Genomic DNA, 462 nt, shown 5'->3' with positions numbered 1-462 from the left:
GGAATCCATTGAGGCTGACAGGGGGAAAGAACAATGGTAAGGCGCTTGATGCCAGAATATGCTGGGCGTTGATCACGGCACGTTGGCTGCTATGACGCGGATAATTCCAATCTTCAAATTCTGAATGATTATGAGCGTAGAAAGAGATGGTTTGATGTGTTTCATAACAGGCGCTTAAGACTTCGAAAGTATCGAGGTATCCTTCTTGTATATTTTGTTCAATTCGTGTGAAATCAATGCTTTCTTCCAGAAATTGCCGTAATGGTGTTGTATCAAGCAAATGCCCTGATTGACGTTGTTTGATAATCAAGGTGCTTAAATTACGCATTACTGATTTGCTTAATTCGTAATTACTGGCCTTGTAGATTTGTTGACAATGAATTTCACCCCAAATGGCCTCGAGTTTCTCCAGGGCAGCAGGAAAATCATTGGCATTTTCAGCAAGTACGGCCGCATTGACGC

At 42.2% G+C, this 462-nt stretch carries 1 protein-coding gene; it reads right to left on the bottom strand.

What is annotated here, in order from left to right; translation table 11 throughout:
* The coding region (locus AC1VNY_RS42635; protein WP_482409695.1) for a patatin-like phospholipase family protein at positions 1-462 on the bottom strand (462 nt) is incomplete at both ends.

It is taken from the genome of Bradyrhizobium ferriligni, assembly GCF_056837965.1.
The sequence above is the reverse complement of the archived record's forward strand: the minus strand, read 5'-3'. Positions and strand labels throughout refer to the sequence as shown.